The organism is Candidatus Latescibacter sp. (genome assembly GCA_030692375.1).
Classification (GTDB): Bacteria; Latescibacterota; Latescibacteria; order Latescibacterales; family Latescibacteraceae; genus JAUYCD01.
This window is the reverse complement of record JAUYCD010000050.1, coordinates 1-9,818: the sequence shown is the minus strand read 5'-3', so window position 1 is coordinate 9,818 and position 9,818 is coordinate 1. Positions and strand designations below refer to the sequence as shown.

The 9,818-nt window shown below is 47.7% G+C and carries 7 protein-coding genes; 5 read left to right on the top strand and 2 right to left on the bottom strand.

The window, feature by feature from the left end; translation table 11 throughout:
- The first annotated feature begins 322 nt into the window (after nt 1–322).
- Genes moaC through Q8O92_03285 form a run of 3 tightly spaced genes read left to right on the top strand, consistent with a single transcriptional unit; the run spans nt 323 to nt 1,723 of the window.
- Nucleotides 323–778 (top strand): cyclic pyranopterin monophosphate synthase MoaC, encoded by a 456-nt coding sequence (moaC, locus tag Q8O92_03295; protein MDP2982339.1) that lies wholly within the window; start codon nt 323–325, stop codon nt 776–778.
- Entirely contained in the window at nt 775–1,236 is a 462-nt protein-coding gene (locus tag Q8O92_03290) for an MOSC domain-containing protein (GenBank protein ID MDP2982338.1), read from the top strand. The genes moaC and Q8O92_03290 overlap by 4 nt, the downstream gene beginning before the upstream one ends.
- The gene (locus tag Q8O92_03285) at nt 1,229–1,723 is read left to right on the top strand and encodes a MogA/MoaB family molybdenum cofactor biosynthesis protein (GenBank protein ID MDP2982337.1); all 495 of its coding nucleotides are present in this window, start codon (nt 1,229–1,231) and stop codon (nt 1,721–1,723) included. The genes Q8O92_03290 and Q8O92_03285 overlap by 8 nt, the downstream gene beginning before the upstream one ends.
- 441 nt (nt 1,724–2,164) lie before the next feature.
- Here Q8O92_03285 and Q8O92_03280 read toward each other — a convergent pair whose 3' ends face one another.
- Both Q8O92_03280 and Q8O92_03275 read right to left on the bottom strand, forming a co-directional pair.
- Nucleotides 2,165–3,205: a two-component regulator propeller domain-containing protein gene (locus tag Q8O92_03280; protein ID MDP2982336.1), complete on the bottom strand. Its 1,041-nt coding sequence runs from the start codon at nt 3,203–3,205 to the stop codon at nt 2,165–2,167.
- A 760-nt stretch (nt 3,206–3,965) separates the two neighbouring features.
- Nucleotides 3,966–4,595, bottom strand: a complete 630-nt coding sequence (locus Q8O92_03275; GenBank protein MDP2982335.1) for a hypothetical protein — start codon at nt 4,593–4,595, stop codon at nt 3,966–3,968.
- A 343-nt stretch (nt 4,596–4,938) separates the two neighbouring features.
- Here Q8O92_03275 and Q8O92_03270 point away from each other — a divergent pair, with 343 nt between their 5' ends.
- Together Q8O92_03270 and Q8O92_03265 are read left to right on the top strand one after the other, a co-directional pair.
- On the top strand, nt 4,939–5,775 hold the full coding sequence (locus Q8O92_03270; protein MDP2982334.1) for a class I SAM-dependent methyltransferase: 837 nt from the start codon (nt 4,939–4,941) through the stop codon (nt 5,773–5,775).
- 214 nt (nt 5,776–5,989) lie between these two features.
- Nucleotides 5,990–9,661 (top strand): beta-galactosidase, encoded by a 3,672-nt coding sequence (locus Q8O92_03265; protein ID MDP2982333.1) that lies wholly within the window; start codon nt 5,990–5,992, stop codon nt 9,659–9,661.
- The last annotated feature ends 157 nt before the right edge of the window (nt 9,662–9,818 follow it).

Here is a 9,818-nt window from a genome sequence, read left to right as displayed (position 1 = left end):
CCTTAACAAGGGGGGATGCCAAAGGCAGGGGGGATTTCTTTTTCCCGGCGAATAAAGATCCCCCCGCCGCTTGAGCGGCGACCCCCTTTTTAAGGGGGTAAAATGAAAAAGAAACTCCAGCACCAGACATTATCTGATTGACTTAACACTAGGGCAGTGAGAGCATTTGTACAAAACGGTATCCGGAAAGTAAGGCTTAAAGGAAGTGGAAGCGAATCGGAATTGGTCGAATATATCAAGGATATTTTGACGGATAAGGGCAAATACAGAAAAGATATGGGTAATCATCCGCAAATTGAGATGAGCAGCATCGGAGGCTGATGTGGGAACCGATACACGCATGATGGATATAGGGAACAAGGATATCACAAAAAGACAGGCGAGGGCCACTGCCTTTGTGAGGTTGGATAAAGACATTATCGCGAAGATAAAAAGTGAAAACATGCCAAAAGGAAATGTGCTTGAGGCTGCCCGTATTGCCGGAATAGCAGGGGCAAAGAAAACAGCAGATTTGATCCCCCTTTGCCACACTATCGGCCTGGAATATGTCGGTGTGGACTTTGAGTTGGGGGAAGAGGGGATAAGGATCGATTCCAGGGTGAACGCCGAGGGAAAAACAGGAGTGGAGATGGAGGCTTTGACCGCCTGCGCGATTGCTGCATTAACCATATATGATATGTGCAAGATGTTTTCTCATGATATTGAAATTGAAAAAATATGCCTGCTTGAAAAAAGCGGCGGCAAGAGCGGAGAGTATAAAAGAAAGAAAAATCCATGAACAAAGGGGTTGTTTTTTCACTTAATTCCAGCAAAACCAAAGGCACATCCAAGACACCCATTCCCAAAGCCTTGTTGATAGAGGGAATGGGTTTGGCCGGCGATGCACATGCTGCAGGCGGGTTGAGGCAGGTAAGCCTGCTTTCCATCGAGAGTATACGAAAGCAGCAGGAATGTGCACGGATAAAAAAGCAGGCGGCTTTAAAAGCGGGAGATTTCGCGGAAAATATCACCACCGAGGGTGTCAGGCTGGCAGACCTGAAAATCGGGGACAGATTAAAGGTCGGCGGGGAGGCGCTGCTTGAGATCTCCCAGATTGGCAAGGAGTGCCATACCTATTGTGCTATATACCGTAAGACCGGCGATTGTATTATGCCCCGGGAGGGCATATTCGCTCGGATTATAAAGGGCGGAGAAGTTGGAACTGGTGATGAGATCAAGGTGATTGTAAATGTATAAAATCGCAGTTTTAACCATCAGCGACCGATGTTCAAGGAAAGAAAGAGATGACCTGAGCGGCAAGATTATTATAGACATGATCGAAGGGATTCAGGGAGAGATTATCCAGTATGATATTATCCCTGATGAACTGGAGCTAATAATTGAGAAACTGCGATTTTACTGTGATGACATAAGAGCGGATTTCGTTTTTACAACCGGCGGCACCGGCTTTGGCCTCCGGGATGTAACACCGGAAGCTACCGGACAGGTTATAGAGAAATCGATCCCCGGGATACCGGAATTGATGAGATTGGAAGGTTTAAAGAAGACCAGAAATGCCATGCTTTCGAGAGGAATCAGCGGAATACGGAAAAATTCCATTATCATAAATCTGCCGGGCAGCCCGAAAGGGGTTAGAGAATCTCTGGAAGCGATACTGGATATCATCCCCCACGCTTACGATATGGTCAAGGGCGCCAACCATGATAAGGAAATAGAGCAATAGCCCGGTTTGTTAGTATCCGGGAGTAAAATCTTAAGATTATTCGGTTATGTTGTTAAGTCAGTAACATACAGTAAATAAGAGAAGTTGAGTGCTCCTGTGTCTTTAAAAATCCCCCCTGCCTTCGGCATCCCCCCTTATTAAGGGGGGAATTTAGGGAGAGGGTCTGTCAAATCCTAATAACTGTCTACTAAGAAGGCTTGTGAAAAAGATGGTTTTTATTATCATTTAGATCCTGAAACGAGTTCAGGATGACGTCATGCCGAACCTGTTGCCGCTTGGCGGGAACGATGAAACCGTTTCGGCATCTATCAATTAAACAGGATTTTTCATAAGCCTTTTAGAAATAGGAACAATTTTCTTTTTCCCCCTTAATAAGGGGGGTAGGGGGGATTAACTTTCGGATGATCACCTTTGCTAACTTAACGACATAACCGTATAAGATTAATATTTTGACACCCCGTCAACGGTTCCGAACCATTTTACCCCTTGCGGGTCTATGGCGATTGAATAGACACAATTGCTGGCAAGGCCTTCTCTGATTGTAGAAGTCTCCCAGGTAGCGCCGTCAAATCTCGTTACACCCCCTGAAGTCCCTATCCATTTGACCCCTTGCGCGTCGATGTTAATGGAATTGATAGAATTGCTGGCGAGCCCGTCTTTTGTGGTGAATGTCTTCCATGAGGCGCCGTCAAACCTCGTTAACCCTCCCAATGTTCCGAACCATGCGACTCCCTTGGCATCTATGGCGATGGAGTGGACCTCATTGTCTGCGAGACCGTCTTTTGTGGTGAATGTCTTCCATGACACGCCGTCAAAACTCGTTACTCCGCCTTTCCATGTTCCGAACCATTTCACTCCCTTTGGGTCAATGGCGATGAAATAGACCCAATTGTCAGCGAGACCGTCCTTTTCGGTATAGTTTTTCCAGGTCGAGCCATCAAATCTCGATACCCCTCCCATCGTTCCGAACCATGTGACTCCCTCTGTATCTATGGCAACGGAATAGACCCAATTGTCGACAAGGCCGTCTGCTTTCGTATAGGATTTCCAGGTCGAGCCGTCAAATCTCGATACACCGCCCAGCGTTCCGGACCATTTTACCCCTTTGGCGTCTATGGCAATGGAATTTACCCAATTGTCGATGAGACCATCCGTTTCCGTATAGGTTTTCCATGTTGTGCCGTCGAACCTCGTTACTCCCTCAGATGTTCCGAACCATTTAATTCCCTGTTCATCGATGACTATGGAATTGAAAGAATTACATGCGAGGCCGCGTGTAATGGTATTTTTCTCAAAGGTATCGATTCTGTTGTCCCGCCGGTCAATATCCCCCCTGGTAGTGGCCAAGAGATAATTCCATCCCCCATTGATTTTATTACTTTGGCTTACACCTGTATATTTTATCTCATTCTCCTCTCCCAAAGGCATTCCAGGAATGCACATCATAGAGAGGATGGCCATTAGAATCAAGTGATGTCGCATAATACCTCCTAAAAGAAGTTTTCCCCAAACGAAGGGATAAACAATCTTCGGTCTGCGAATCCTTAACAGATGACTTTTGCATAAAGCTCATCATAGAGAACATTATAATGAAATATTTTAAAAAAAGTAACTTATTTTCTCTCAACCCTGATTATTCATAAACTTACTTAACAATTCTTATAACTAGTTAATAAACTAATACTTATAGCATAACTTGGAAGTCAGCCCCCTAAATCCCCCGAAGGGGGACTTTTCACTGGATAAGGATATAACACATTGGTTTTTTATAAACTAATTCATCTGTTCTTATGTTGTCTTGCAGTTTTTAAGTCCCCCTTCGGGGGATTTAGGGGGCTGTAGTGTAAAAGACATAGAAATATAAATCCACTTTTGTGAATTTTCCGGGTTAATAAAAATTTGAAAGGAATCCGTACAAAACAGCGTCTTATATACCAGAAAGTCAGTCGATAAGTCAATCACAAACAATAATTGGAAGGATGGAAAACCATGAAAACGAAAATCGCCGCTCTCGCCGCCGCCGTGTTGTATTTCATAATCGTCGGCAATTATTTGCTGATCACTTCTCTTTCTCTCGTGCATACAGTGCATACCATTGTTTAAACCAAAAGACACAGCACTAAAAAGAAAAAGACGTTCCCTCGCATGAACGTCTTTTTTTTTATATTTGTCTCACCACTCCCGATAGAAGACCATCAGGTGGAACTTTTATTGCATGCAAAACTAAGGAACCGTAACCAGCTTAATAAGGCGAAGGTGCCGGCCGGCCAGCTTGTCCCTGGCGGTTTGGCATCATCATGCCAGACCTGCCGCCCATATCCTTTATCGGTCGATTTTGGAGCATGCGCCCGGCCAGGTCCTTGACCATCTTCTTCTGGCCTGCAGTGAGAATAGTGTCGGCCGCCTTATTCCCTTTGATGATGGCGAGTTCGAGATCAGCGCTTATCTCATGGGTTGCCCGCACATTCTTCTCCACCACGCCCATGTCCGAATTATCGATGTCCATGAGCTGGTTTAGATCGACCCTTAAGGAAGCAAGTTTCGCCCGCTTGTCGATCATGTCCTTAAGGAATGAGGTCTGGAGGTCCTTCAGTTTCTTCACCTGGTCGTCTGTGAGCTTAAGGTCTTGAGTATGGATTAGATACATCTCTGCCTTCCCTGCTCCAGGTCCCTGTCTGCCCATCATTTGGCCTCTGCCCATCATGGGACCACCACTCATCATCGGAACCCGGCCCATCTCCATTCTTGCCGGTCCGCCGTACCCCTTCCACTTCATGTGGGATTTCTCTTCGTGCTCGCATCCAACGAGGATCGCGGCCATCAAACCGATTATCGCCGTCACTCCAAGAGCTGAAACAAGATACCGTTTCATTATGTACCTCCTTTTCTGTTTATTTTTCCCCTCGGTGATATGACGCTTGACACGACGGAAAGGTTTATCCGACATTTATCATATAAATATATGGGGGAAAATACTGTATTACGCCGTGATTGCATTATTAGATCCTGAAACTGTTTTATCGTTCCCGCTAAGCGGCAACGAGTTCAGGATGACACGTGTCATGCCGAACTTGTTTCGGCATCTCAAAATATGATTAACCTTTTTTAATGACATAACCGAAAAAACTATTTTGAAGGTAATTTCAAAATAGGTATTATAGACAAAATTTATAACATGATCATGATTTTAATCAACGTACGGAGGGAGAACAAATATGAATGCACCGCAGTTTGCGCGGCGGTTGTTGTTGGCGCTCTGTCCGCTCTTGATAGTTTCGAGTGCATTCCTCCAGGCGCAGCAGCAGAAAGAACAATTCCAGCCGCAGGTCGGCCAGAGAGGCAAGGATGTGGTGTGGGTTCCGACGCCGCAGGCGCTTGTGGAAAAAATGCTCGATATAGCGAAAGTCACACCGGAGGATTTCGTGATTGACCTCGGTTCAGGCGACGGGCGCACGGTTATCACTGCCGTTAAACGCGGCGCCCGGGCGCTGGGCATCGAATACAATCCGGACATGGTCGAACTGTCGAAGCGCAACGCAGCCAAGGAAGGAATCGGCGACAAAGCCGAATTTGTCAAAGCTGACCTTTTCGAGAGCGATTTCTCGCAGGCTACAGTGATTACCATGTTTCTTTTGCCTCAGATAAATCTTAAGCTGCGCCCGAAGTTACTCGAACTCAGACCCTGCACCCGAATCGTATCGAATACCTTCACGATGGAAGATTGGTCTGCCGATGAGACCGCCACAGTCGATGATGTCGATTCCCCCTGGAATACGGCCCTTCTATGGATTGTGCCCGCAAAAGTGGAAGGTTCATGGAAGCTGCCGCAGGGAGATCTCAATCTCACTCAGGAGTTCCAGATGATTTCCGGTACTCTCAAGTCCGGCAATAATTCCTCACCGATTGCGAATGGCAGGCTGCGCGGGGATCAGATCAGTTTCAGCGCCGGAGACGCCCAATACACCGGCCGTGTGAACGGAAGCGCCATTGAAGGAACCGTCGCATCCGGCGGAAGCAGCAGCAAGTTTAGCGGGACGCGCACTGACAAGTAAGTGTTTAGATCCTGAAACGGTTTTATCGTTCCCGCGAAGCGGCAACGGTTTTATCGTTCCCGCGAAGCGGCAACGGTTTTATCGTTCCCGCGAAGCGGCAACGAGTTCAGGATGACACGTGTCATGCCGAACTTGTTTCGGCATCTATTTGAAAAGAAACGCAATAAAATATGTCATCATGTATAAAAACTAATTTTTTAGGAGTGATCTCAACATGGTTAAACTTACTTCGATACCTCTGACACTGGTTGCTGCCTTATTCTTTTCCGGGAACGGACACGCATATAATCCCCCGCCGTATTCCAGCGATCAAAACGCTCAGTATAATACGGTAATCGAATCGTATGTAACCCCCCACATCAGATGGGCGAAACCATATCTCGGAGGCAGGCCCCGTGTGCTGATCCTCGCTCCCCGCTGGGGCATGCGGGAAGCAGTTGAGCTTATGCAGCGTATGGATATGGATGCTGCGGTCTTCGCAGTTAACTCGAATAAAGAACTCGGGATGGGAATGACGCCCGGCGAAAATGAGGTCTGGGAAGGATTCAGCTTCAACTCGCGTCTCCACGAATATGAAAAACTTCTCAAGGAAAGATGGGACGCGATTATTCTTGCCGGTTTTGACGTGAAAGTGCTGCCGTTTATACCGGAGACAAGCGCTCTTTTGAATAAAGTGAATGAAGGCATGGGGCTTCTCATCATGCCTGACATGGGCATGAACATCATCGCTCCCGCTATAACCCACAACGACACTCAGGCGCGTGACCGCATCCTTTATCCTGTCCCGGTGGAAGATATACCGGTCATGAAGGTCATAGGCCGGGAAAAGCTCCTGTATGTAACTGAATATGGAAAGGGCCGCATCGCCAATCTGAAAGTCAAAGGAGGGTTTCGCGGCTGCTTTACCAATGATGTGAGCGACCCCGTTTATTTCGAGTATTGCCTTGCGCTGGTAATAAGAACGGTCATGTGGGTGACCGAAAGAGAACCTGATCTGGAAATTTCAAACGTCGAGTGGCAGAAGTCTTTCGAGGTCTCCGCACAGAATAAAATTCGTTTCACCATCGATCCCCGGAAAAGCAGCGGGATGGCGCCCTGCATCAATATTCTCCGACCGGGTCAATGTAACCTTCCCGAAGCCTTTGTTCAGAAAGATACGGTAGTTTCCGGCCGAAACGGGAACTTTGAATTTGAATTCCCCGAGCTTTCCGAGGGACGATATTTTTTCAATATCCACCTTGGATCGGAGTCAGGCCGCTCAACCTGGTACTCCGGATCCTTTGCCGTGATCTCGGATGCGGGAATTGATTCTGTAACAACGGGACGCGAGTGTTATAAAAGGGGTGAAACAGTAAACGGCCAGGTGTTTTTAAAAGGGAAAATAGCTGACGGCTCTACGGTTACTGTAACCCTGACTGACGGTTTCGGGAGGCTATTGCTGAGAAATATACAAAAAGTCATTCCCGGAAAAAATACACTCCCATTCAGCTTTCCACTAAAAGATGTCCTCCATAATACCCTGAAATTGCAGGCTGATCTGAGAGTAAACGGTAAGATGGTATCATCGAAAAAAAGAGAATTCTATGCGCCTGCGGAGGGGCAGGATGATTTCATGTTCGTCATGTGGGATTATGGCGCAGAAAACGAGGATTATGTTACCCGACGTCTCAGCGAGCGATTATGGGATGATTTCCATGTGGATGCCATTGATCTTTGGTTAAAGGATAATAATCTTCGGGCGCTCATGCGCGCAAATGTACGGCCTTTGCCCTATGTAACCCGTTATATATTCGAGAAAGTCGACCCGACGGACACAGCTCCCGTAAGGAATCCATCGCTTTCCGACCCCCAATACCTGAAAAAAGAACGTGACCAGCTTCTGAAATACGCCCGTATGGCAAAAGATTTTTCGCCGGTCGGTTATTCACTCGGAGATGAGAACAACCTCGATGACGCTTTTTCCCATATCCGCGGCATCGACATCGATTTTCATCCTGCCAGCCAGGATAGTTTCCGAAACTATCTCAAGGGAAAATATGACTCGTTGGAACACCTGAATAAAATATGGAAAACCTCGTTCCCGTCGTGGACGGATGTAAGCCCGATCCTGCAGGTTGAGGCGTTGCGCTCGGGCCAGTATGCACGGTGGATAGACTTCCGTGAATTCATGGAACATTCCATGACCGGAATGCATAAGTTCGGACGGGATGTGATCCGTGAGGTTGACCCGAATGCAAGGGTCGGATTTGATGGGACCAACGTCCAGAACTCCTATCACGGTTACAATTTTTACGATCTCTTCACTGCGAACAAGCTCCAGAATATATACGATCAGCCCGAGCAGCGTGAATTCCTCCGGTGCTTTGCCGGAAAGGACGCGCTGACCGGAATCTGGCTGGGTTCATACTGGGCGCACCGCTCTGAAGAACAGAACCGTCACTATCCCTGGCTGATGCTCCTGCATGGCATGAACAGTTGCTGGTACTGGACTGTCTATGGAAGTACTTCGACAGGGCATGCCATGACAGCCCTCGCACCCGATCTGACACCCGCTTTCCATTTCGAATGGGCGCTGGAAGAAATCAAGGAAATAAAATCCGGCATCGGGAAGCTCATCATGAACAGCGAACGGCGCCAGGACGGGATCGCGGTCCATTATTCGCCGTCCAGCCTTCACGCTTCGAGTCTGGATAACACCATGTCATTCGTTCCTTTCGCGCAGATGAATGTGGTGACACTGCTGGAAGATGCGGGATTTCAGTACGATTTTACCGCGTCGCCGCAGATCGAGGAAGGCATTCTCGATTCCGGAAAATACAAAGCGCTTGTTCTTCCATGTTCTCAGGTAATCACCGAAAAAGAAGAGAAATCCATCAGAAAATTTGTGGATAAAGGGGGTCTTCTCATAGCAGATGTGAGACCGGGTTTTTACGGTCATTTCGGCAACCCCTCGGAGAAAGGCGTTCTGGATGATCTTTTCGGCATCGGACGCACAAACGGAGGAAGGACTCATCCTGCAGATCTTTCTGTTTCCGGCACGATCGGCGGAAGGCAGGAAAGATTTTTCATCCCGAAAAGATCATTGGACGGTGCGACAACCGCAGGCGAAGGTAAGCCTTTAACGTCTGTAAACAGTATCCCCGCAATCATAATCAATAAACACGGGAAAGGACATACGGTTCTTTTCAATTTCGATCTTTCCGATTATTGGGGAACGCAGCCCATTCCGCTGGTATACGCACTTCCTCCGCAGGGAACTTTGAGGGAAAAAGGCGCCGATGACGGTCTTCGGCAGCTCATTCGATCCTGCATGCATAGCGCCGGAATTGAGCCGCGTGTAATAATTGAAACCGGTTCGGGAGAGATTAAAGCGACAGAAACGATGGAATTCTCAGAGGGCGATAACCGGTATCTCGGTATTCTGCGGAGCCATGAAACGGAGAATCTCGAGCCGCAGACAGCGCAGATAAAACTCCCGTCTGTCAGCCACGTGTATAATGCGAGGAATGGAGCGTATTACGGCAAAACCGACACGGTAACGGAAATGATAAGACCCGCAAGGGCGCTCCTTTTCTCGCTCATGCCTTACCGGGTAGAAGGAATAAATATCGAGATACCCAAACAGGTTTCCCGCGGAGCGTATCTTCCTCTGTCCTTCACCATAAAAACCGGCGGTGGGAAACCCGGCCTGCATGTCATCCATATCGAGCTCCGCGACCCGCAAGGCTCTGTCAAGCCCTGGTACAGCATGAACCTTCTTGCGCCGAGCGGCAAAGCCGAGGCGAAGGTTCCTTTTGCAATGAATGATCAGGCAGGTATGTGGAGTCTGAAAGCGCGCGATGCGGCAACCGGCTGCCAGTCAGAAGCTGTGTTTACTGTCAAATGAAAGGACAAAGAATAATTGGCTCTTCTCCAAATTAGTTGGTAAATTTTGCAGTGCAAAATGAGATAACTCTTTGAGAGGCAGCCCCCTAAATCCCCCGAAGGGGGACTTTCATCGTTTGGGATAAAAAAAGTTTTGTTACGTAAATAATCTAAGCAAG

What these genes read in the sequence shown, in the direction of transcription:
- Q8O92_03285 (MDP2982337.1), top strand. Translation starts at nt 1,229, where the DNA reads ATGTATAAAATCGCAGTTTTAACCATCAGCGACCGATGTTCAAGGAAA.
- Q8O92_03265 (MDP2982333.1), top strand. Translation starts at nt 5,990, where the DNA reads ATGGTTAAACTTACTTCGATACCTCTGACACTGGTTGCTGCCTTATTC.
- Q8O92_03270 (MDP2982334.1), top strand. Translation starts at nt 4,939, where the DNA reads ATGAATGCACCGCAGTTTGCGCGGCGGTTGTTGTTGGCGCTCTGTCCG.
- Q8O92_03280 (MDP2982336.1), bottom strand. Translation starts at nt 3,205, where the DNA reads ATGCGACATCACTTGATTCTAATGGCCATCCTCTCTATGATGTGCATT.
- Q8O92_03275 (MDP2982335.1), bottom strand. Translation starts at nt 4,595, where the DNA reads ATGAAACGGTATCTTGTTTCAGCTCTTGGAGTGACGGCGATAATCGGT.
- Q8O92_03290 (MDP2982338.1), top strand. Translation starts at nt 775, where the DNA reads ATGAACAAAGGGGTTGTTTTTTCACTTAATTCCAGCAAAACCAAAGGC.